Here is a 19,975-nt window from a genome sequence, read left to right on the forward strand (position 1 = left end):
GACCGGAGACGGGGTATCAACATATCTGGCGTTGACTTTTGGCACGCTGTTGAGTTCTCAAGGAACGGACGCTTCCTTTGTACTCACCGGAGAGAATCACTCTCTCGGCTTTCCTCCGGGCGCTTCCCTTCGGTGTTTCCGACTCTATCAGATCTTTCCGATCCGACTTCCTCGGTGCTTTCCGGCCTTTCGGCCTTCCGGCTTTGTCGACTCTATCAGATCCCTCAGTTCCCTTCGGGGCCTGACGCCCAGTCAACCGGGCTTGTCCTCGCGGCCCTTGGGCCGTTCCGACGAGTGAGACTTTAGCGGATTCTCGGCTCCCGAGCTAATCGGGGGCTTCGTTCCTACATTCCGAAAATACGCACGCCAATACATACGACGACGTCGCGCCGATTGTCGGTTGGTACCTGCGGAATGGCTGCCCGGGGACCGACCGGAGTCGGCGCTCACGTCGGACAACCCGGAGAACACTACGGATCGGTCCGGTACGTGTCAACTCGGTCCCGTACCCCTTGCGTCAGGTCCCGGTGGGCGTACCCTCGGTGCCATGACTTCGCGTACGTGCAACCAGCTGTGGTGGGCCGCCTGACGGCGGCCGGACTCACGTATGCGCTCAACGGCCGCCGCCTCGGCGGCCGTTCTCGTATCTCCCTCCGGATCTCCGAGGGGCGGCCGGCCGAAGGCGGCGGCCCCGACCAGGAGGTGGAGTGAGATGACACGGGTCTTCAGCGGGGTCAAGCCGACCGGGCACCTGACGCTGGGAAACTACCTGGGCGCCATTCAGCGGTGGGTGGACGTCGACCAGCACCAGGCGGACGCGCTCTTCTGCGTCGTCGACCTGCATGCCTTGACCGTGGACCACGATCCGGCGAGGGTGCGCAGGCTCAGTCGGCAGGCGGCGACGCTGTTGCTGGCATCCGGGCTAGAGCCGGAGCGGTGCACCCTGTTCGTGCAGAGCCACGTCGACGAGCACGCGCGGCTGTCGTACGTGCTGGAGTGTGTGGCCACCGACGGCGAGATGCGGCGCATGATCCAGTACAAGGAGAAGGCCGCGCGCGAGCAGGCGCGGGGTAGGAGCGTACGGCTGTCCCTGCTGACGTATCCCGTGCTGATGGCCGCGGACATCCTGGCGTACGGGACGGACGACGTGCCGGTCGGGGACGATCAGACGCAGCACGTGGAGCTGGCGCGGGATCTGGCCGTGCGGTTCAACCAGCGCTACGGGCACACCTTCGTGGTGCCCCGGGCGACGCCCCCGAAGATCGCGACCCGCGTGATGAACCTTCAGGACCCGACGTCGAAGATGGGCAAGTCCGATGACTCCGGTCCTGGGATCGTCTATCTGCTCGACGAGCCGGACGTCGTACGGAAGAAGGTCATGCGTGCGGTGACCGACAGTGGGGCGGAGGTCGTGTACGACCGGGAGGCGCGACCCGGCGTGGCCAATCTCCTGGAGATCCTCGCCGCCTGCTCCGGGGGTGATCCCGAGGAGTTGAGCGGTGCGTACACGTCGTACGGCGCTCTGAAGAAGGACACCGCGGAGGCGGTGGTCGAGCTGCTGAGGCCGGTGCAGGAGCGGCATCGGGAGTTGTGCGCCGACCCCGCGTATGTGGAGGAGGTGCTGCGCGACGGTGCGGAGCGGGCGCGGGCGGTGGCACGGCCGACCGTGGATGCCGCGTATCGCGCGATCGGCCTGCTGCCGGCGGCCTCCGGGGTGCGGGAGCCCGTGGTGAACGCGGCTCGGTAGGCGCGCGATCCCGGGCATGGGGAGGCCGGTGTCCCTGAAGAGGGCGGGGTCGCGCGCGTGGTGACCACGGAGGCGGTCGTGCGCGGGGCGGGGCGACCCGGCACCCGCCCCCCGGGGGGATGTCAGTTGTTGCCGGAGGCCAGTTCGCGGCTGCGGTCGCGGGCGGCTTCCAGGGCGGCGATGAGGGCGGCCCGTACGCCGTGGTTCTCCAGTTCGCGGATGGCGTTGATGGTGGTGCCCGCGGGGGAGGTGACGTTCTCGCGGAGCTTGACCGGGTGCTCGCCGCTGTCGCGGAGCATCACCGCCGCGCCGATCGCGGACTGGACGATGAGGTCGTGGGCCTTGTCGCGGGGCAGGCCGAGCAGGATGCCGGCGTCGGTCATGGCCTCGACCAGGTAGAAGAAGTACGCCGGGCCCGAGCCGGACAGCGCGGTGCAGGCGTCCTGCTGGGACTCGGGGACACGGAGGGTCTTGCCGACGGCGCCGAAGATCTCCTCGGTGTGGGCCAGGTGGTCGGCGGTGGCGTGGGTGCCGGCGGAGATGACGGACATGGCCTCGTCGACGAGGGCGGGGGTGTTCGTCATGACGCGGACGACCGGGGTGCCGACGGCGAGACGGGCCTCGAAGAAGGAGGTGGGGATACCGGCGGCTCCGCTGATGACCAGGCGGTCGGCGGGGACGTGGGGGGCGAGTTCGTCGAGGAGCGTGCCCATGTCCTGGGGCTTGACCGTGAGGATGAGCGTGTCGGCGCTCTTCGCGGCCTCGGGGTTGGTGACCGGGGTGACGCCGTAGCGGCTGCGGAGCTCTTCGGCCCGCTCCGGGCGGCGGGCGGTCACCAGGAGGTGGGCGGGGGCCCAGCCGGCTCGGATCATTCCGCTGAGCAGGGCTTCGCCGATCTTGCCGGTACCGAGGACTGCGACTTTCTGGGTCATGGTGGTGGGGCCCTCCGGGGTGCGTCGTCCTTCGGTCATCCTCGCACCGGGGAGGGTGCGCTCGGCGGAGTGTCCGGTGGGCGGGACGGTGGCTGTGCGCTGCCGTGCCGCCCCACGCACGACTGCCCGCGGCTAGAGCGGCCGGGCCACGATCAGTACCACGTCGTAGACCTCCTCGACACGGCCGTCCGGGAAGGTCTTGAGGAGGTGGTCCCGCTCCTCGGCGAGGAAGGCCCTGGCGAGTTCCTCGCCGCCGACCAGGAAGATCGAGTGGCTGCCGATGTTGGCGAGGTGGGTGTCGAGGGGGACCGTGCGGCTCCAGCGGACGACGCGGCGGGTGTGGGCGGGGACCTCCGGGGCGCCTTCGAAGGCGAGTTCTATATGGGTGTCGCCGGTGCCGTTCTTGGTGGCCTTCTCGGTGCCGAAGAAGCGCTTGATGCGGTCCGCCTGCTCGGTTATCCAGGGGATGTCCTGGGCGTCCATGTTCCACCACAGCGCGAGCGCGCCGCCCGGCCGCAGGACGCGCAGGGCCTCGGGGACCGAGCGGGCCGGGTCGGTCCAGTGCCAGGACTGGGCGTAGGTGAGGACGTCGGTGGAGGCGGTGGCGAGGGGGAGGGCGTTGCCGTCGCCGCGCAGGAGGGGGACGTCGGGGAGGGTGCGGCGGAACTGGTCGGCCATGCCGGCGCCGGGCTCCACAGCGATTACGTGCGCGCCGCGGGCCTTGAGCAGGGCGGTGGCGATACCGGTACCGGCACCGATGTCGGCCACGCGGGCGCCGGCGAGGGGGCGGCCGGCGAGGTCTTCGAGGGCGTCGAAGAGGGCGGGCGGGTAGGAGGGGCGGTTCGCGGCGTACTGGGCCGCGGCGGCGTTGAAGGAGTGGGCGCGGGCGGCTCGGGAGGGAGCGGTCATACGCCCATGGTGGCGGGCGGCCGGGGCCGGGGCAGCGGGTTTACGCGGCGTTGGGCGGGGCCCGGGTCAGGAACGGCGCCGGCGGGAGGGGTTGCCGGTGCGGCGCGAGGTGCGCTTCTCGTGGGCGGCGCGGGCCTGGTCGTACTCCTCGCGGTGGAGTCTCTCGCCGGGGGCCTCGGTCAGGGAGCGGAAGAAGTAGGCGAGGAGGGAGCCGACGAAGCCGATGGTGAGGAGGCCGCGGAGGGAGGACTGGCGCTCCGGGTCGGGGCGCTTGGTGAAGGCTCCCCAGGTGTGGCCGAACGCCAGTGCGCTGCACACGGCGAACATGACCACGACCAGGAACGTCACCGGTGCGCCGACGTCGGCGATGCTCAGGCCCTGGTAGGCGAAGCGCAGGACGAGGCAGGAGATCGCGGCGGCGGCGAGGGAGCCGGCGGACACGGCGATACGGCGTGCCGTGTAGCCGCCGTCGTGATCCACCCAGGTGGTGCCGAAGAAGCGGATCGGTTCGGGGCGGGGGCCGCCCTTGGGGGTGTCCGGAGTGCCGTTGTCGTCGCTCACGCGTCGATTATCACTCCGGAGAGCCGACGGCCCCCGCCGCGGTGCCGGTCAGCCGCAGCGGGGGGCTACGTAGCCGTCGCTGCCCGTGTTCACGTACGCGTCCGAGACGTACTCGCCGTCGGCGATGTTGTCCCATATGTTGCTCGTGCCGTACGGACCGGTCACCGTCGTGCCCGGCGTCTGGCAGTAGATCGGCACCTTGGCGCCCTCGGGCAGGACCCGGACGATGGTGTAGCCGGTGCCGGGGCCGCTGCGGACGTTGAGCCGGACGCCCGGGGCGACCGAGTAGTAGCGAAGGGCCGTCGTCGTGACGGTCTGCTGCTCGGTGTCGCGCTGCGCGTCTTCCACGTGGTCGACAGACATGGACATCCTCCCCCGTTGAGCCCCATGACTGTCATGGGGTCCCGTTGATTCCCTCGTGTCACATCTTCAAACACACGTGTATGACGCGCCCGCGGACGCTGGCAAGCCGCCTCGGTCTCGCACGAGTCATCGACTAGGCTCCGTGCGTCGCGCGCGCGGACGAACAGCACGGGGGTGGTCCATGACGCCACAGCGCAACACCGAAGCGGGCGCGGAAGCGGAACTTCCCGAGTACGCCGGCCACTACCGTCTGGACTCTTGCCTGGGCTCCGGTGGCATGGGCGTGGTGCACCTGGCCCGCAGCGCCTCCGGGATGAAGCTGGCGGTGAAGGTCGTCCACGCCGAGTATGCGAAGGACCCCGAGTTCAGGGGCCGTTTCCGGCAGGAGGTTGCCGCGGCCCGGAGGGTGAGCGGTGCCTTCACCGCGCCCGTCGTCGACGCCGACCCGGAGGCCGAACGGCCCTGGATGGCCACGCTGTTCATCCCCGGACCGACCCTGTCCGACCATGTGAAGCGGAACGGGCCCATGGTCCCGGCCCAGTTGCGCCGGCTGATGGCCGGGCTCGCGGAGGCGCTGCGCGACATCCATCGGGCCGGGGTCGTGCACCGGGATCTCAAGCCGAGCAACGTGCTGCTCGCCCAGGACGGCCCGAAGGTCATCGACTTCGGCATCTCCCGGCCCAAGGACAGCGAACTGCGCACCGAGACCGGCAAGCTGATCGGTACGCCGCCCTTCATGGCGCCCGAGCAGTTCCGGCGGCCGAGGGAGGTCGGGCCGGCCGCCGACGTCTTCGCGCTCGGGTCCGTGATGGTGCACGCGGCCACCGGGCGGGGACCGTTCGACTCGGACAGTCCGTACATCGTGGCCTACCAGGTGGTGCACGACGAACCGGAACTGGCCGGCGTACCGGAGGATCTGGCGCCGCTGGTGCTGCGGTGCCTCGCCAAGGAACCCGAGGACCGGCCCACGCCGGACGAACTGATGCGGGAACTGCGGTCGGTGGCGGCCTCGTACGACACCCAGCCGTTCATACCGGCGCAGCGGGCGGGCGACAGCGACGTACCGAAGTCCGCGGCCGGCCCCGAGAAGCGGCAGCCGCGGCTGAGGGGGCGGCTGCGCAAGCGGGTGGCTCTGGCCGCCGGGGCGCTCGGTCTGGTGGCCGTCGGCGCGTTCGCCTCGATTCCCCTGCTGGGAGACGGCGGGCCACTGCGGAACACCACCCGGTCGGCCCCGGCGGACGGATTCCATGAGTGGCAGGCGCGTCCGGTTTCCGGGGGCACCGGTACGCCCCACTGTTCTTACGGGGCGGGGAAGCTGCTCTGCGCACGGTCAGGGCTCGTCTATGCCCTCGATCCGGCCGACGGCACGCTGCTGTGGCGGCATGGCGTCGCCCCGGCGCTCAGAAGCGGGCCGCCGGTGCTGTCGGGCGGCCTCGTGCAGCCGCTGCTGGGCGAGGGGCAGCGTATGGGGGCGTTGGACCCCGCTTCGGGCAGGGCGCGTTGGCAGCGCGGCGTCTCGCCGTACAACGGATTGCGGTCCGCCGGAGGCATGCTGCTGATCACCGGCAAGGACGGCACCGTCACCGGCGTCGACAGCGCATCGGGCGACACGAAATGGCGCCGGCGGATCCCCGGCCAGAGCATGCCCCTGTTCACCTCGTTCCCCGGAGACCCGACGGCGTACGCGGCGAGCGTCTCTGACGACGGGAGCAGGACGCGCGTCACCGCGGTGGACCCGGTGACCGGCGACGTGCGGTGGGACGCCCGGCTCAGCGGGCAGCTCGAACCTTTCGCCTCCCAGGATGGCTCCCTCTTCTTCCTCTCCCTGGGCGACTACGGGGAGACGAGAGCGGTCGCCCGCTACACCCCCGGTTCCGGGTCGGCGCTCCGCGTGCCCCTGACCATCGCGCTGGAGAGCGCTCACGCCACCGTGCACGGAACCGTCGTCTACCTCCTGGCGGGGGGCGGTGCGCTGAAGGCCGTGGACCTGGACACGCGGAAGGAACTATGGCATCTGGAGACGTCCGTGAGCCGCGGTTCGGCGCCGGTCGTGGCCGACGGGCAGGTGTACTTCACGGCGGCCGACGGGCGGCTCATCGCCGTCGACGCCCGTGACGGGAAGCTCACCGGTCAGACCCGGCCACGGCTGGGCCCGGGCTCGGACCGGGTCGTGGCCGCGCTGCCCGAACCCCTGGTCATCGACCACCACGTCTACGCCACCGCCCCCGACGGCACCGTCTTCGCCGTCGACGGACGCGACCCGGCCCGCTGGTAGGACGCGGAAGGGCCGCCCGGCGACGGGCGGCCCTTCCGGGAGTGGATCCTCAGCCCAGCTTCGTCACATCGCGCACCGCGCCCTTGTCCGCGCTCGTCGCCATCGCGGCGTACGCGCGCAGTGCCGCGGAGACCTTGCGGTCGCGGTTCGCGGGGGCGTAGACGCCGTTCAGCGCGGCACGGCGGGTGTCGAGCTCCTCGTCGGAGACCAGGAGCTCGATCGTGCGGTTCGGGATGTCGATGCGGATGCGGTCGCCGTCCCGCACCAGGGCGATCGTGCCGCCGGAGGCCGCCTCGGGGGACGCGTGGCCGATCGACAGGCCCGACGTGCCGCCGGAGAAGCGGCCGTCCGTGATCAGCGCGCAGGCCTTCCCCAGGCCGCGGCCCTTCAGGTACGAGGTCGGGTACAGCATCTCCTGCATGCCGGGGCCGCCCTTGGGGCCCTCGTAGCGGATGACGACGACGTCGCCCTCCTTGACCTGCTGGGTGAGGATCTTCTCGACGGCCTCCTCCTGCGACTCACAGACGACCGCCGGGCCCTCGAAGGTCCAGATCGACTCGTCGACGCCCGCGGTCTTCACCACGCAGCCGTCCTCGGCCAGGTTGCCCTTGAGGACCGCGAGGCCGCCGTCCTTGGAGTACGCGTGCTCCGCGGAGCGGATGCAGCCGTTCTCCGCGTCCTCGTCGAGGGCCTCCCAGCGCTCCGACTGGGAGAAGGCCTCGGCCGAGCGGACGCAGCCGGGGGCCGCGTGCCACAGTTCCACGGCCTCCGGGGAGGGGGAGCCGCCGCGGACGTCCCACGTCTTCAGCCAGTCCGAGAGGGACGGGCTGTGGACGGCGTGCACGTCCTCGTTCAGCAGGCCCGCGCGGTGCAGCTCGCCGAGGAGGGCGGGGATGCCGCCGGCGCGGTGCACGTCCTCCATGTAGTACGTGCGGTTCTTGGCGACGTTGGGGGCGACCTTCGCCAGGCACGGCACCCGGCGCGAGACGTGGTCGATCTCCTCGAGGCCGAAGGGGACGCCCGCCTCCTGGGCCGCCGCCAGCAGGTGCAGGATCGTGTTGGTGGAGCCGCCCATCGCGATGTCGAGGGCCATCGCGTTCTCGAAGGCGGAGAAGGTGGCGATGTTGCGCGGCAGGACCGTGTCGTCGTCCTGCTCGTAGTAGCGGCGGGTGAGGTCCATGACCGTGCGGGCCGCGTCCACGTACAGCTGCTTGCGGGCGGTGTGGGTGGCGAGGACCGAGCCGTTGCCGGGGAGGGAGAGGCCGATCGCCTCGGTCAGGCAGTTCATCGAGTTGGCGGTGAACATGCCGGAACACGAGCCGCAGGTCGGGCAGGCGTTCTCCTCGATACGCAGAATGTCCTCGTCGGAGACCTTGTCGTTCACGGCGTCGGAGATCGCGTCGACCAGGTCGAGGGTGCGGACGGTGCCGTCGACCAGGGTGGCCCGGCCGGACTCCATGGGGCCGCCGGAGACGAAGACCGTCGGGATGTTCAGGCGCAGGGCGGCCATCAGCATGCCCGGGGTGATCTTGTCGCAGTTGGAGATGCAGACCAGGGCGTCGGCGCAGTGGGCCTCCACCATGTACTCCACGCTGTCCGCGATCAGGTCGCGGGAGGGCAGGGAGTACAGCATGCCGCCGTGGCCCATGGCGATGCCGTCGTCCACCGCGATGGTGTTGAACTCGCGCGGGATGCCGCCGGCCTCCTTGATCGCCTCGCTGACGATCCGGCCGACCGGCTGGAGGTGGGTGTGGCCCGGGACGAACTCGGTGAAGGAGTTGGCGACGGCGATGATCGGCTTCCGTCCGATGTCCGCACCGGGTACACCGGAGGCGCGCATAAGGGCGCGGGCGCCCGCCATGTTGCGTCCGTGGGTGACTGTGCGGGACCTCAGCTCGGGCATCGTCGCTCGCTCCTTCGGAGAGTTCCGCCAGGGAGCCTGGCGGAGTTCTGGCTCACGTCGAGCGTACGCCGGTGCTCCAAGGGACGGACACGATGTCCGGAATGCGGGACGTGTGTCTCAGCCGGCTTCCGGCCCGCTCACCGGCGGGGCACCCGCACCGCCGACGCCAGGTGCAGCCGGGTGAAGGCCAGGGCCTCCGCGAGGTCGGCTTCGCGCTCGGCGCCGGACATGGCGCGGCGGGTGTTGACCTCGATGACGACGTGCCCGTCGAAGCCGCCCAGAGCCAGCCGCTCCAGGACCTCGGCGCAGGGTTGTACGCCGCGGCCGGGGACGAGGTGCTCGTCCTTGTTCGAGCCGTTGCCGTCGGCGAGGTGGACGTGGCCGAGGCGGTCGCCCATGCGGTCGAGCATCTGCAGGGCGTCCGTGCGGGCCGTCGCGGCGTGGCTGAGGTCGATCGTGAAGTGCCGGTAGTCGTCCTTCGTGACGTCCCAGTCGGGGGCGTACGCGAGCATTTCGCGGTCCCGGTAGCGCCACGGGTACATGTTTTCGACGGCGAACCGCACATCCGTCTCGTTCGCCATGCGCCAGATGCCGTCGACGAAGTCACGCGCGTACTGGCGCTGCCAGCGGAAGGGCGGATGGACCACGACGGTGCCGGCGCCGAGCTTCTCGGCGGCCGCCCGGGCCCGCTGGAGTTTGACCCAGGGGTCGGTGGACCACACCCGCTGTGTGATCAGCAGACAGGGGGCGTGGACGGCCAGAACGGGGATCTGGTGGTAGTCGCTGAGCCGGCGCAGCGCCTCGATGTCCTGGCTGACCGGGTCGGTCCACACCATGACCTCGACCCCGTCGTACCCGAGGCGCGCGGCGATCTCGAAGGCCGTCGCCGTCGACTCCGGGTAGACGGAGGCCGTCGACAGCGCGACCTTCGCATCCGGGATGCGCACCGCTGGTTCTGCCACGAGGGACAGGGTACGGGGTGCCTCCGGTCGTTGGGCCGGGAGTGGGGGGTGGGGGTGGCCGAGGTCACTAGGGGGCGTCTTGTGGATCAGCTCGGTGTCACGGGCCGTGGCCGCTCGCAGCCATGCGGGGAGCCGCACCTGTCACAGCCCCGCGCCCTTGTGGGGGTACCCCCTGTTCACACCGAGCCCATGTGGTCCAGCCGCCGCAGGATCACGCCCTCCCGCAGTGCCCAGGGGCATATCTCCAGTGCCTCCACGCCGAAGAGGTCCATCGCCGCCTCCGCGACCAGCGCCCCGGCCACCAGCTGGCCCGCGCGGCCGTCGGAGACGCCCGGGAGCTCCGCGCGCTGCGCGGCCGTCATCCCGGCGAGCTGGGGCACCCAGCCCTCCAGCGACTCCCGCTTCAGCTCGCGCTGGACGTACAGGCCCTCGGCGGAGCGGGCCGCCCCGGCGAGGCGGGCGAGCTGCTTGAACGTCTTGGAGGTGGCGACGACGTGGTCGGGCGCCCCGAAGCGGCTGAACTCGCCGACCGTGCGGGCGATCTCGGTCCGCACGTGGCGGCGCAGCGCCCTGACGTCCTCGGGGTCGGGCGGGTCGCCGGGCAGCCAGGCGGCGGTCAGCCGGCCGGCGCCCAGTGGCAGGGACACCGCGGCGTCGGGTTCCTCGTCGATGCCGTAGGCGATCTCCAGGGAGCCGCCGCCGATGTCGAGGACGAGGAGTTTGCCCGCGGACCAGCCGAACCAGCGGCGGGCGGCGAGGAAGGTCAGCCGGGCCTCCTCCTCGCCGGTCAGCACCTGCAGCTCGACGCCCGTGGCGTCCTCGACCCGGGCGAGGACGTCGTCGGCGTTGCCGGCCTCGCGCACCGCGGAGGTGGCGAACGGCAGCAGGTCCTCGACGCCCTTGTCCTCGGCGGCCTGGAGGGCGTCCCGGACGACGGCGACCAGTCTGTCCACGCCCTCCTGGCCGATGGCTCCGCCGCCCTCCAGGAGTTCGGCGAGTCGCAGCTCCGCCTTGTGCGAGTGCGCGGGCAGGGGGCGCGCGCCGGGGTGGGCGTCCACCACCAGCAGATGCACCGTGTTCGAACCCACGTCGAGGACACCGAGTCTCATGTACGGAACGCTACTGCCAGTGCCGGGATCTGCCGTCCCCGGAGCGGTCCGCGGCCACTTACTCTGGAGGCGTGCCAAAGACGAAAAAGGCGAAGACCGACAAATCCTCCAAGGGATCGAAGGATTCTTCGCAGGCGAAGGCGTCCCCGTCAGAGAAGGCCCTGAAGATGGCGAAGAAAGCCCTGAAGGCGAGTGACGAGAAGGGGCTCGACTTCGCGCGCGCGTGGGTGGAGTTTCCGGATCCGGCCGACGACGAGCAGGTCTTCCGCTGCGATCTGACATGGCTGACCTCGCGCTGGAACTGCATCTTCGGGAGCGGCTGCCAGGGCATCCAGGCGGGCCGCGCGGACGACGGGTGCTGCACGCTGGGGGCGCACTTCTCGGACGAGGACGACGAGAAGCGGGTGGCCGAGCACGTGGCACGGCTCACCCCGGAGATCTGGCAGCACCATGACGTGGGCATGGAGACGGGCTGGGTCGCGGAGGACGACGAGGGGTCCCGGCAGACCCGCCCGTACCAGGGCTCGTGCATCTTCCAGAACCGGCCGGGGTTCGCGGGCGGCGCGGGCTGCTCGCTGCACATCCTCGCCCTCAGGGAGGGACGCGAGCCGCTGGAGACCAAGCCGGACGTGTGCTGGCAGCTGCCGATCCGGCGCACGTACGAGTGGATCGACCGGCCCGACGACACCCGGGTGCTGCAGGTGTCGATCGGTGAGTACGACCGCCGGGGCTGGGGTCCGGGCGGCCACGACCTGCACTGGTGGTGCACCTCGGCGACGTCGGCGCACGGCGCGGGCGAGCCGGTGTACGTCTCCTACCGGGCGGAGCTGACCGAGCTGATGGGCAAGGCGGGGTACGACCGCCTGGCCGAGCTGTGCGAGCAGCGCCTGGCCTCGCAGCTGCCGCTGGTGGCACCGCATCCCGCGGATCCCGTGGCCTGACGGTATCGGCACGGACGAGGCGGCCTACGACGCCGGGCTCGGCGCGCCGCTGTCGGTGGGCGGCGGGCTGGAGGCCGGCGGATCGGAGGGCGACGGGCTGGAGGTCGGCGGGTCGGTCGGCGTCGGATCGCCGGGGGTGGGGTCCGAGCCGGGCGGCGGACCGGTCGGTGAGGGGTCGGACGGGACGGTCCGGGTGGGGGTGGGGCGCGGCTCGGAGGGGCCTGCCGTGCCGTAGCCGTCGATCGAGACGACGGCGCCCGCCGGGGCCACCGCGACCTGCGCGTGCCAGGGGCCGGTGGGCTCGTGGAGGTGGTCGACGTAGACGCGGATCGTGAACGACGCGCCGGGGTCGAGCGTGCCCGAGGACTGGTTCATGTACAGCCAGGAGGCGCCCGTGGTCGCGGACCAGCGGACCGGTGAGCTGCCGGACGCGGTGAGGGTGATCAGGGTGGTGGTGCCGTCGTTGCGGGCTGTCACCGACAGATGCCCCTCGCCCGGGGCGCCCGTCGACACGCCGATGACCTCGACGGAGACGTCGGGTGTGCGGCCGTCCTTGCCGGGGAGGCGGGCGCCGGCCCGCGCGCTGGCGTTGCCCGCGTTCTCGTACCCGGTCGCACCCTCGCCGCCGATCGACGCCGTGCCCTGCACCTCGCGCGCGGTGGCGGGGCGGCCGTCGGCGGCCTCGCCGGTGAGGGGGCCGCGGTAGGCGGCCCACAGGGCGAACACCGGGGCGGCGACCACGGTGGCGACGACGGTCGTGGTGACGGCACGCGCGCGCAGGCGGTCGCGGCGGGCCGCGTGGTCCTTCGGGTCCATGGGGAAGCCGCGCCGGTCGAAGCGGGGGGCGCCGCCACGCGCGCGTGCTGCGTGCGTCATCGCGGTGTGCAGGGCCGCGCGCGGGGCCTGAAGGACGGGCAGCGCGGCGGGGGTGACGCTGGTGCCGGGCCAGGTTCCGGGAACGGCTCGCTCCGCGGTACGGCGGCAGCGGGGGCAGTCGTCGACGTGCCGGACGAGCTCGCGGCGCAGGGCGGCGCTGAGGACGAGCCGGCGGTCGCCGGTGAGGCGGGCGACGCCCGGACAGGTGCCGGTCTCGACGACGGCGAGGGCGGCGCGGGTGCGCTCCACCTCGCACGCGGCGGCGGCCAGCAGCTCCCGGGTGGCGGTGGGGTCCAGGCCGAGAACGGCGGCGACCTCGCGGGGGGCGAGCTGGTGGCGTACCGCGAGTTCGAGCGCTTCGCGCTGCTCGGGGGTGGTGCCGGCGGCCTCCGGCCAGGCGAGCTGGGCGAGCTCGCGGCGGCGCAGCTCCTCGGTCTCCTCGGCCGGCTCGGGGGTGGTGCCGAGGGCCGCGGCGGCGCGCCGGTCGGCGGCTTCCTTGTGCGCGCCGAGGTCGCGGTCGCGCCCGGCCCGGCGGTGGCGCCGGGCCTCGGCGAGGCGGCGCAGACAGGACCAGCGGGCGAGGGCGTACAGCCAGGCGCGGTGGTCGTCGTGGGACCGCGGGCCGCGGGTACCCCGGCGCTCGGCGAGCGCGAGGGCGTCCCCGAGGGCCTCGGTCGCCGCGTCGTGGTCGCACAGCACGGACAGGCAGTACGTGAACAGTCCGTCCACGTAGGGGTCGTAGCGCGCGGGCAGGCGCTGCGCCAGGGTGCGAGGGGTCGCGCCACAGGGCGCGCTTCCCCGCTGCCGCGCGTCATTGCGCGCCGGGTGTGCGCCGGTGGCGTGCGTCGAGATCTCCGGCCTGCTGCTCATCACCCGTGCGACCGTAGGCGGCGATGACCGGCACCTTCTTCCCCCTTGAGCACTTTTACTCCGTACGGGTGAAACGATCCCTCATAAGGGGACAGGAGCGATGTATTCCGCAGTTTGGGGGGCGCGCAGGGCGGCGGGGCGCCGGATTGTAGGACCGCCCTGCCGAAGCTCCCCTCCCGGTCGCCGTGCGACCGGTTGTCAGTGGCCCCCGCTACGGTTTCGACCATGGCTGCCCGTACGAAGACCTCCAAGGACCGGCCGTCCTACCGCTGCACCGAGTGCGGCTGGCAGACGGCCAAGTGGCTCGGCCGCTGCCCCGAGTGCCAGGCCTGGGGGACGATCGAGGAGTACGGCGCGCCCGCCGTGCGCACGACGACACCGGGGCGGGTGACCACCTCCGCCCTGCCGATCGGCCAGGTCGACGGGCGGCAGGCCACCGCCCGCCCCACCGGCGTGCCCGAGCTGGACCGCGTCCTCGGCGGCGGACTCGTACCGGGCGCGGTCGTGCTGCTGGCGGGCGAACCGGGCGTCGGCAAGTCCACGCTGCTGCTCGACGTCGCGGCGAAGGCGGCGAGCGACGAGCACCGCACGCTGTATGTGACCGGCGAGGAGTCCGCGAGCCAGGTGCGGCTGCGCGCCGACCGCATCGGAGCCATCCACGACGACCTCTACCTGGCGGCGGAGACGGACCTCGCGGCCGTCCTCGGCCACCTGGACGCGGTCAAGCCGTCCCTGCTCGTGCTCGACTCGGTCCAGACCGTCGCCTCCCCGGAGATCGACGGCGCGCCCGGCGGCATGGCCCAGGTGCGCGAGGTCGCCGGGGCCCTGATCCGCGCATCCAAGGAGCGCGGCATGGCCACGCTCCTGGTGGGCCACGTCACCAAGGACGGCGCGATCGCGGGTCCGCGCCTGCTGGAGCACCTGGTGGACGTCGTCCTGCACTTCGAGGGCGACCGGCACGCGCGCCTGCGCCTGGTCCGGGGCGTGAAGAACCGCTACGGCGCCACGGACGAGGTCGGCTGCTTCGAGCTCCACGACGAGGGCATCACGGGCCTCGCGGACCCCAGCGGCCTGTTCCTGACCCGCCGCGCCGAGCCGGTCCCCGGCACCTGCCTCACCGTCACCCTGGAGGGCCGCCGCCCCCTGGTGGCCGAGGTGCAGGCCCTGACCGTCGACTCGCAGATCCCCTCCCCGCGGCGTACGACGTCCGGCCTGGAGACCTCCCGCGTCTCGATGATGCTCGCCGTGCTGGAGCAGCGCGGCCGGATCAGCGCCCTGGGCAAGCGGGACATCTACTCCGCGACCGTCGGCGGCGTGAAGCTCTCCGAACCGGCCGCCGACCTGGCGGTGGCACTGGCGCTGGCGAGCGCCGCGAGCGACACCCCGCTGCCCAAGAACCTGGTGGCGATCGGCGAGGTCGGCCTCGCCGGAGAGGTCAGACGGGTCACGGGCGTCCAGCGCCGCCTGGCCGAGGCCCACCGCCTGGGCTTCACCCACGCCCTCGTACCGGCCGATCCGGGAAGGATCCCGCCCGGGATGAAGGTGCTGGAAGTGGCGGACATAGGGGACGCGCTGCGGGTCCTCCCCCGCTCCCGTCGCCGAGAGGCCCCACGGGAGGAGGAAGACCGCCGGTAGACTTTGCCCTGGTCTCGCCCGTCCGTACGAACCGAGTGTGCGACACGGGAGCGCCCCAGAACCTGCGACCGGAGGAGTGCAGTGGCAGCCAACGACCGGGCAGCAGCTCCCGGAAAGTCCGGTGGGAGTGCCGGTTCCGATCGCCTGATGCGCGCCTCGCTGAGCGCCGTGGCACCTGGCACGCCCCTGCGTGACGGACTGGAGCGCGTGCTCCGCGGCAACACCGGCGGCCTCATCGTGCTGGGCTCGGACAAGACCGTCGAGGCGATGTGCACGGGCGGTTTCGTCCTGGACGTCGAGTTCACGGCCACGCGGCTCAGGGAGCTGTGCAAGCTGGACGGCGGTCTCGTGCTCTCCTCGGACCTGTCCAAGATCCTCAGGGCGGGCGTGCAGTTCGTCCCCGACCCCACGATCCCGACCGAGGAGACGGGCACCCGGCACCGCACGGCGGACCGGGTGAGCAAGCAGGTCGGCTTCCCGGTGGTCTCCGTGTCCCAGTCGATGCGGCTGATCGCGCTGTACGTCGACGGGCAGCGCCGCGTCCTGGAGGACTCGGCGGCGATCCTGTCCCGCGCCAACCAGGCCCTGGCCACGCTGGAGCGGTACAAGCTCCGCCTGGACGAGGTGGCCGGGACGCTGTCCGCGCTGGAGATCGAGGACCTGGTGACGGTCCGGGACGTCTCCGCGGTGGCGCAGCGGCTGGAGATGGTGCGCCGCATCGCCACCGAGATCGCGGAGTACGTGGTCGAGCTGGGCACGGACGGCCGCCTCCTCGCCCTCCAGCTCGACGAGTTGATCGCGGGCGTGGAACCCGAGCGCGAACTGGTGGTCCGGGACTACGTGCCGGAACCGACCGCGAAGCGCTCCCGCACGGTCGAGGAGGCGCTGGCCGAGCTGGACGCGCTGAGCCACGCGGAGCTCCTGGAGATGTCCACGGTCGCCAAGGCGCTGGGTTACACCGGCTCCCCCGAGGCGCTCGACTCCGGGGTGTCCCCGCGCGGTTTCCGCCTGCTGGCGAAGGTCCCGCGGCTGCCCGGCGCGATCATCGACCGCCTGGTGGAGCACTTCGGCGGCCTCCAGAAACTGCTGGCGGCCAGCGTGGACGACCTGCAGACGGTGGACGGCGTGGGCGAGGCCCGGGCGCGGAGCGTACGCGAGGGCCTGTCGCGGCTGGCGGAGTCCTCGATCCTCGAACGGTACGTCTGACCGACGGCTGAGCCGGGGCCGGGGCACCGTGACGTGCACGGCACCCGGCAGTCGGGGGCGCCGTACTCGCGGCCCGGGGCCCGCGACGCCGGGCCCGTGCGAAAGACGGGCTCTAGTCCTTCGCCAGCACGAACGACGTCTGCGTCTTCGGGAAGCCGGGGACCTTCGCCTCGACCAGGTAGGTGTCCGCCGGCGCGGAACCCGCCGGTGGTGTCGCGCAGTTGGGTGCGCTGTGCTTGCGGTCCCACTTCACGGTGTAGGTGACCTGCTCGTTCGCGGGCACTCGGAACAGCGCGCTGCCCGAGCCGCCGGGGCAGTCCGCCGAGGTCCAGAAGGCGCTGCCGCTTCCCGTCTGAGTGATCGTCATAACCGCGTACTTGGGGCCGAGGTCGACCTTGCAGTCGCTGCCGGAGGTGTTCTTGGCGATCAGCTGGAAGGTGGGGGTGTCCCCGGGTTCGTAGGTGTTGTGCAAGCTCCGCAGCGTCAACTGCACCGTTCCCGATGCGCAGTTGGGCAGCGTCGCCCCGCCGCCGGCGGGGAGCTGGTCGGCGGCGGAGGAAGTGCCGCCGCCACCACCGCCGTTGGCTCCGTCACCCGTGCCACCGGATCCGGCGCCGCTCGTTCCACCGGAGGCTCCGGAGCCCGACGACCCGGAGGACCCGGAACCGTCGCCACCGCCCGACTCGTCGCGCCCGCCCGGGCGTTGACTGATCGCGGGCCCCGTACCGGACGGGCCCGGCGTGATCGCCGACGTGGGATGCTTGCCGTTCGAGCCGTCCGCCTTGTTCTTCCCGCCGCCGCCGGAAGAGGTGACCGCCCACACGACGAGCATCACCAACAGGGCGACCACGGACAGCGCTACGGCCCTCCGTCGCCAGTAGATGGAGGAGGGAAGCGGCCCAACCGGATTGCGCAGAGATCCCACGGCGCAAACTGTACGAGAGATCTCCCCCACACCTGGCCCCACCCGCCGCCCGGAGCACAACTTTTCCGGATCATCATCTCGAAGAACCGCGTCCGCCGAGCCGGCGGCTCTCCGGCGGGCGCCCTCACCCACGGACACCGAGCCCGGCCCCCGGAGCCCACGAGAGGTCATCCCGGACAAAACCACCCCGAGCCGGTTCCCCACCCGACCACCCCCGGCATGGCAGGATCGACTACGCCATGACTGCACCCACCACCCCCGCCCCCGCCACCGCCCCCACTCAGACCGACGGCACCCCCGGCTCCACCGCCACCGGCCAAGCCCCCGGCACGGTCCTGCACGGCCCGGTCATCGCCTGGTTCGAGCAGCACGCCCGTGATCTCCCGTGGCGGCGCCCGGAGGCCGGGCCCTGGGGCGTGATGGTCAGTGAGTTCATGCTGCAGCAGACGCCGGTCAACCGCGTCCTGCCCGTCTACGAGCAGTGGCTCACCCGCTGGCCCCGCCCGGCCGACCTGGCCAAGGAACCCCCCGGCGAAGCGGTCCGCGCCTGGGGCCGCCTCGGCTACCCCCGCCGCGCCCTCCGCCTGCACGGCGCCGCGGTCGCCATAACGGAACGGCACGGCGGCGACGTCCCCACCGACCACGCCCAACTGCTCGCCCTGCCCGGGATCGGCGAGTACACGGCCGCCGCCGTCGCGTCGTTCGCCTACGGCCAGCGGCACCCGGTGCTCGACACCAATGTGCGCCGGGTCCTGGCCCGCGCGGTCACCGGTGTTCAGTACCCGCCCAACGCCACCACCGCCGCCGAGCGCAGGCTCGCCCGGGAACTGCTGCCGGACGACGAGCGCACCGCCTCGCGCTGGGCCGCCGCCTCCATGGAACTGGGCGCGCTGATCTGCACGGCGAAGAACGAGAACTGCCACCGCTGCCCGATCGCCACGCAGTGCGCCTGGCGACTGGCCGGGAAGCCCGAGCACGACGGTCCGCCGCGCCGCGGCCAGACGTACGCGGGCACGGACCGCCAGGTGCGCGGCCGGCTGCTGGCCGTGCTGCGGGAGGCCGCGGGCCCGGTACCGCAGTCGGCGCTCGACCGCGTGTGGGACGACCCGGTCCAGCGCGCCCGCGCCCTGGACGGCCTGGTCTCCGACGGCCTGGTGGAGCCCCTCCCGGGGCGCCTCTACCGCCTGCCCCTCACCTGACCCGTCCGAGCGCCCCGCTCGGTGACTTCACAGCCAACCCTTGGTCCCGTCACAGCAACACCGCCGCCACATCACAGCCTTCCGCTCCCTACCCGCTTGACAAATCACCCCATACCCGCCCCAACTCCCGCCTGCCTTTACCCCGTTCCTACGCCTGTTACACAACCGACGGACAGCCGAGTGCTCTCCGCAGCCTGGAACGGACAACGCCGTGACAACTCGTCCGTAACTTCATATGCGTGCCGCCGGCAGTGCGGCACCCGGGCTCGGGACGGGCCCGCTCGAGGTTGTGAGGAACCGGCCGGGCTGCGGGGCGCAGCCGGACCACAGGTCGGGAAACGGGGAACGGAGGCGGTTGGAATGGCGCACGGCGAGGTGCTCGAGTTCGAAGAATACGTACGCACCCGGCAGGACGCGCTGCTGCGCAGCGCGCGCCGGCTGGTCCCCGACCCGACCGACGCCCAGGACCTGCTGCAGACCGCGCTGGTGCGCACGTACGGCCGCTGGGACGGCATCGCGGACAAGCGGCTGGCCGACGCCTACCTGCGCCGCGTCATGATCAACACGCGGACCGAGTGGTGGCGCTCGCGCAAACTGGAGGAGGTCCCCACCGAGCAGCTCCCGGACGCGTCGGTGGAGGACTCCACGGAGCAGCACGCCGCCCGCGCCCTGCTGATGGACGTCCTGAAGGTGCTCGCTCCCAAGCAGCGCAGCGTCGTCGTGCTGCGACACTGGGAGCAGATGTCCACGGAGGAGACGGCCGCCGCCCTCGGCATGTCGGCCGGTACGGTCAAGAGCACGCTGCACCGGGCGCTCGCCCGGCTCCGCGAGGAGCTGGAAGCCCGCGACCTGGACGCACGCGCGCTGGAGCGTGAGGAGCGGGAGCGTTGCGCGGCCTAGGCACGGGGGTCATACGGCTCAGCGGAGCCCTGAAGGCGGTGACGGCGGCGGTGGCCGCGGTCACCGCCCTCGGGCTTTTCGTATCCGCCTGCGCCACCGGCGGCGCGGGCGCCCGGGACGAGGGACCCGCGGGCAGCGACCCGGTGATCTCGGGTGCCGCCACGCCGTCGCCGTCGCCCACCACCAAGGAGCCCACGCGCGCCGAGGTGGTGAAGATCGTCAAGGATGACCCGCAGGTCGCCAAGGTGGTCAAGGAGGACCTGAAGCCCTGCGTGGCCGACGAGTATCCGGTCGACGTGTCCTACGGCGACCTCACCGGCGGCGATGTCGACGACATCGTGGTCAACGTGATGACGTGCGGTGACGCGGTCGGGATCGGCTCGTACGTGTACCGCATGAAGAACCACAGGTACCAGAATGTCTTCAAGGCCGAGGAGCCGCCGGTCTACGCGGAGATCGACCGCGGCGACCTGGTGGTGACCCAGCAGATGTACCAGAAGGGCGACCCGGTGTCGTACCCCTCCAGCGAGGAAGTGATCACCTACGACTGGAGGACCAGCCACTTCACCGAGATAGCCCGCACGCGCAACGAGTACAGCAACGCCGTGGGCAACAGCGGCACCGCCGCCCCCACCAAGAACTGACAGCGACCCCTACTGAGA

18 protein-coding genes are annotated in these 19,975 nt (G+C 72.0%); 9 read left to right on the plus strand and 9 right to left on the minus strand.

Annotated features, from left to right (window positions below; all coding sequences use genetic code 11):
• The first annotated feature begins 561 nt into the window (after window positions 1–561).
• Window positions 562–711, plus strand: a complete 150-nt coding sequence (locus tag ACIRC0_RS16055; protein ID WP_200422434.1) for a hypothetical protein — start codon at window positions 562–564, stop codon at window positions 709–711.
• 1 nt (window position 712) lies between these two features.
• Window positions 713–1,747 (plus strand): tryptophan--tRNA ligase, encoded by a 1,035-nt coding sequence (gene trpS / locus ACIRC0_RS16060; protein ID WP_403616539.1) that lies wholly within the window; start codon window positions 713–715, stop codon window positions 1,745–1,747.
• A 122-nt stretch (window positions 1,748–1,869) separates the two neighbouring features.
• Here the strand turns inward: trpS and proC are convergent, their stop codons facing one another.
• The 4 genes from proC to ACIRC0_RS16080 all read right to left on the minus strand — a co-directional run bounded on the left by proC (window position 1,870) and on the right by ACIRC0_RS16080 (window position 4,512).
• The gene (proC, locus tag ACIRC0_RS16065) at window positions 1,870–2,679 is read right to left on the minus strand and encodes a pyrroline-5-carboxylate reductase (RefSeq protein WP_403617341.1); all 810 of its coding nucleotides are present in this window, start codon (window positions 2,677–2,679) and stop codon (window positions 1,870–1,872) included.
• Window positions 2,680–2,811: 132 nt separating this feature from the next.
• Window positions 2,812–3,588, minus strand: a complete 777-nt coding sequence (locus ACIRC0_RS16070; RefSeq protein ID WP_403616542.1) for a class I SAM-dependent methyltransferase — start codon at window positions 3,586–3,588, stop codon at window positions 2,812–2,814.
• Between the two features lie 66 nt (window positions 3,589–3,654).
• Window positions 3,655–4,149: an EamA/RhaT family transporter gene (locus tag ACIRC0_RS16075; RefSeq protein ID WP_403616545.1), complete on the minus strand. Its 495-nt coding sequence runs from the start codon at window positions 4,147–4,149 to the stop codon at window positions 3,655–3,657.
• A 48-nt stretch (window positions 4,150–4,197) separates the two neighbouring features.
• The gene (locus ACIRC0_RS16080) at window positions 4,198–4,512 is read right to left on the minus strand and encodes an SH3 domain-containing protein (protein ID WP_403616547.1); all 315 of its coding nucleotides are present in this window, start codon (window positions 4,510–4,512) and stop codon (window positions 4,198–4,200) included.
• Between the two features lie 181 nt (window positions 4,513–4,693).
• Between ACIRC0_RS16080 and ACIRC0_RS16085 the strand changes: the two genes are divergently transcribed.
• On the plus strand, window positions 4,694–6,787 hold the full coding sequence (locus ACIRC0_RS16085; protein ID WP_403616550.1) for a serine/threonine-protein kinase: 2,094 nt from the start codon (window positions 4,694–4,696) through the stop codon (window positions 6,785–6,787).
• A 49-nt stretch (window positions 6,788–6,836) separates the two neighbouring features.
• Here the strand turns inward: ACIRC0_RS16085 and ilvD are convergent, their stop codons facing one another.
• The 3 genes from ilvD to ACIRC0_RS16100 form a co-directional block, all read right to left on the minus strand.
• On the minus strand, window positions 6,837–8,690 hold the full coding sequence (ilvD, locus tag ACIRC0_RS16090) for a dihydroxy-acid dehydratase (RefSeq protein WP_403616553.1): 1,854 nt from the start codon (window positions 8,688–8,690) through the stop codon (window positions 6,837–6,839).
• Window positions 8,691–8,827: 137 nt separating this feature from the next.
• Window positions 8,828–9,652, minus strand: coding sequence for a sugar phosphate isomerase/epimerase family protein (locus ACIRC0_RS16095; RefSeq protein WP_403616555.1), 825 nt, complete (start codon window positions 9,650–9,652; stop codon window positions 8,828–8,830).
• Window positions 9,653–9,828: 176 nt separating this feature from the next.
• The gene (locus ACIRC0_RS16100; protein ID WP_403616557.1) at window positions 9,829–10,761 is read right to left on the minus strand and encodes a Ppx/GppA family phosphatase; all 933 of its coding nucleotides are present in this window, start codon (window positions 10,759–10,761) and stop codon (window positions 9,829–9,831) included.
• Between the two features lie 71 nt (window positions 10,762–10,832).
• Between ACIRC0_RS16100 and ACIRC0_RS16105 the strand changes: the two genes are divergently transcribed.
• Complete coding sequence (locus ACIRC0_RS16105) at window positions 10,833–11,702, plus strand: hypothetical protein (RefSeq protein ID WP_403616559.1); 870 nt, start codon at window positions 10,833–10,835, stop codon at window positions 11,700–11,702.
• A gap of 24 nt (window positions 11,703–11,726) precedes the next feature.
• Here the strand turns inward: ACIRC0_RS16105 and ACIRC0_RS16110 are convergent, their stop codons facing one another.
• Window positions 11,727–13,448: a hypothetical protein gene (locus ACIRC0_RS16110; protein WP_403616561.1), complete on the minus strand. Its 1,722-nt coding sequence runs from the start codon at window positions 13,446–13,448 to the stop codon at window positions 11,727–11,729.
• Window positions 13,449–13,673: 225 nt separating this feature from the next.
• Here ACIRC0_RS16110 and radA point away from each other — a divergent pair, with 225 nt between their 5' ends.
• Window positions 13,674–15,083 (plus strand): DNA repair protein RadA, encoded by a 1,410-nt coding sequence (radA, locus tag ACIRC0_RS16115; protein WP_403616563.1) that lies wholly within the window; start codon window positions 13,674–13,676, stop codon window positions 15,081–15,083.
• Window positions 15,084–15,164: 81 nt separating this feature from the next.
• On the plus strand, window positions 15,165–16,289 hold the full coding sequence (gene disA / locus ACIRC0_RS16120) for a DNA integrity scanning diadenylate cyclase DisA (protein WP_103842159.1): 1,125 nt from the start codon (window positions 15,165–15,167) through the stop codon (window positions 16,287–16,289).
• A 112-nt stretch (window positions 16,290–16,401) separates the two neighbouring features.
• Here the strand turns inward: disA and ACIRC0_RS16125 are convergent, their stop codons facing one another.
• Window positions 16,402–17,214: a hypothetical protein gene (locus tag ACIRC0_RS16125; protein ID WP_403616566.1), complete on the minus strand. Its 813-nt coding sequence runs from the start codon at window positions 17,212–17,214 to the stop codon at window positions 16,402–16,404.
• 239 nt (window positions 17,215–17,453) lie between these two features.
• Between ACIRC0_RS16125 and ACIRC0_RS16130 the strand changes: the two genes are divergently transcribed.
• From ACIRC0_RS16130 to ACIRC0_RS16140, 3 genes are all read left to right on the plus strand, one after another.
• Entirely contained in the window at window positions 17,454–18,413 is a 960-nt protein-coding gene (locus tag ACIRC0_RS16130) for an A/G-specific adenine glycosylase (protein ID WP_403616568.1), read from the plus strand.
• Window positions 18,414–18,773: 360 nt separating this feature from the next.
• Window positions 18,774–19,313 carry a SigE family RNA polymerase sigma factor gene (locus tag ACIRC0_RS16135; RefSeq protein ID WP_200422421.1) on the plus strand — a complete coding sequence of 180 codons (540 nt, stop codon included), beginning with the start codon at window positions 18,774–18,776 and terminating at the stop codon, window positions 19,311–19,313.
• Complete coding sequence (locus ACIRC0_RS16140) at window positions 19,301–19,957, plus strand: hypothetical protein (RefSeq protein ID WP_403616571.1); 657 nt, start codon at window positions 19,301–19,303, stop codon at window positions 19,955–19,957. The genes ACIRC0_RS16135 and ACIRC0_RS16140 overlap by 13 nt, the downstream gene beginning before the upstream one ends.
• The last annotated feature ends 18 nt before the right edge of the window (window positions 19,958–19,975 follow it).

Origin of the sequence: Streptomyces sp. NPDC093984, from assembly GCF_044764595.1 — a bacterium.
Taxonomy (GTDB): Bacteria; Actinomycetota; Actinomycetes; order Streptomycetales; family Streptomycetaceae; genus Streptomyces; species Streptomyces cynarae.

Coding starts and splice junctions, on each gene's coding strand:
- trpS (WP_403616539.1), top strand. CDS start 713: ATGACACGGGTCTTCAGCGGGGTCAAGCCGACCGGGCACCTGACGCTG.
- proC (WP_403617341.1), bottom strand. CDS start 2,679: ATGACCCAGAAAGTCGCAGTCCTCGGTACCGGCAAGATCGGCGAAGCC.
- ACIRC0_RS16070 (WP_403616542.1), bottom strand. CDS start 3,588: ATGACCGCTCCCTCCCGAGCCGCCCGCGCCCACTCCTTCAACGCCGCC.
- ACIRC0_RS16080 (WP_403616547.1), bottom strand. CDS start 4,512: ATGTCTGTCGACCACGTGGAAGACGCGCAGCGCGACACCGAGCAGCAG.
- ACIRC0_RS16085 (WP_403616550.1), top strand. CDS start 4,694: ATGACGCCACAGCGCAACACCGAAGCGGGCGCGGAAGCGGAACTTCCC.
- ilvD (WP_403616553.1), bottom strand. CDS start 8,690: ATGCCCGAGCTGAGGTCCCGCACAGTCACCCACGGACGCAACATGGCG.
- ACIRC0_RS16100 (WP_403616557.1), bottom strand. CDS start 10,761: ATGAGACTCGGTGTCCTCGACGTGGGTTCGAACACGGTGCATCTGCTG.
- ACIRC0_RS16110 (WP_403616561.1), bottom strand. CDS start 13,448: ATGAGCAGCAGGCCGGAGATCTCGACGCACGCCACCGGCGCACACCCG.
- radA (WP_403616563.1), top strand. CDS start 13,674: ATGGCTGCCCGTACGAAGACCTCCAAGGACCGGCCGTCCTACCGCTGC.
- ACIRC0_RS16130 (WP_403616568.1), top strand. CDS start 17,454: ATGACTGCACCCACCACCCCCGCCCCCGCCACCGCCCCCACTCAGACC.
- ACIRC0_RS16135 (WP_200422421.1), top strand. CDS start 18,774: ATGGCGCACGGCGAGGTGCTCGAGTTCGAAGAATACGTACGCACCCGG.